1 protein-coding gene and 1 pseudogene are annotated in these 1,369 nt (G+C 40.0%); both read left to right on the top strand.

What is annotated here, in order from left to right:
* Positions 1-823: pseudogene (locus tag AC23P2_RS31025) on the top strand (hypothetical protein); the annotation flags it as partial.
* 4 nt (positions 824-827) lie between these two features.
* The gene (locus AC23P2_RS31020; RefSeq protein WP_183980790.1) at positions 828-1,283 is read left to right on the top strand and encodes a hypothetical protein; all 456 of its coding nucleotides are present in this window, start codon (positions 828-830) and stop codon (positions 1,281-1,283) included.
* The last annotated feature ends 86 nt before the right edge of the window (positions 1,284-1,369 follow it).

The raw sequence follows: 1,369 nt of genomic DNA, 5'->3' as shown, positions 1-1,369 counted from the left end.
ACCCTGCACCCGTTTAAAAAAGTTGTATAATCATATGGGAAAGAGCAGCATACACATTGTACCAGTGAAAGGTGGTAGTGAATCACATAATCAGCGACTAAAAGTTTTATCCTACGTCCGAAGTGATTTAAGCTATTTGAATAGTAGTTTCCACCTAAAAAGCATTCAAGAAGCCAAAAATTTTGCAGAACGAAACTGTAAGGAGAAAACGGGTCGAAAGATGCAAGATAAAGCTACACCTATCCGAGAAGGCGTACTTTTAATCAACAAGCATCATACAGCAGAGGACTTAAAACGGCTAAGTAGAGTACTAGAGCAACGCTTTGGAATAAAAACAATTCAAGGTTACTGTCACAAAGACGAAGGTCACTATGACAAGATAACAAATGAATGGCGACCTAACTACCATGCTCACATGGTATTCGACTGGACGAATCATCAGACGGGAAAAAGCATCAAGCTCAATCGAGAAGATATGAGCGAATTTCAAAGTATTGTCGCTGGAGAACTGAATTTAGAGCGTGGCCACAATAGCAGCATTAAGCACTTAAATGCAGTTCAGTTCAAAACTCAACAGGAGATAAGAAATTTACAAAATTTACATCAGCTCAAAAATGGGCTCACAGAGGCTCAAAAAGTAATTGAACAAGCTATTCCCCTCAAAAAGGAGATTGATGGTCTCAAAAGCGATAAAAAACGCCTTGAAGAGGAAAATACGTTGCTACGAGCGAACAAAAATTATCTGGAAAAGAAAATTGAGGTAGGAAGAAGCGAATTAAAACAGCTTGAAGAACAAAAAACGAATAGGGGATTCAAACTATAATCCGATGGAAATTCTAAATGATTTGATTGAAAAACAAGAAAAGCTAGAACAACGCTTTGTGGAGATTGAAGAATTACTCAAGAAAAATTTGAACCGTCCTTTACCACCAGTCAAGGTAGAGACAAAACTTATTGGCCAGGAGCTGAAGACTTACCTAGGAGACACATCACAGAAATTCAAAGAGCTTGAGAGCAGCATCGAGCAGCATATTGAAAAAATTCCATTAAGGATTCAAACAGGGGGAAGTTTGATTGGTTTCAGTTCTGGAATTTCAGCGATTATCTTTTTGAGCGTATTGGGAATTTTGTCCTGTATCTTGGGGGGTCTGTGCTACCACCATTACCATCAAGCCCAGGAACAGCGGCGTTTGGTTGCGAGTTATGAATCAGATTTTCAAAAAGTGTCTAGGCGAAACCCAAAGTTAGCCTTGCGTTATCGTCGAGCGACACAAGAAGAATAATTCCACAACTTGGCACGGCTCATGCCTAAAAAAAATCCCGGGGGTGTGGGGGCTGGCCCCCAATCACTAACACACAAAAGTCCTTT

Source organism: Runella sp. R0.1_18 (assembly GCF_057652155.1).
This window is presented reverse-complemented; position numbering and strand designations above follow the sequence as displayed.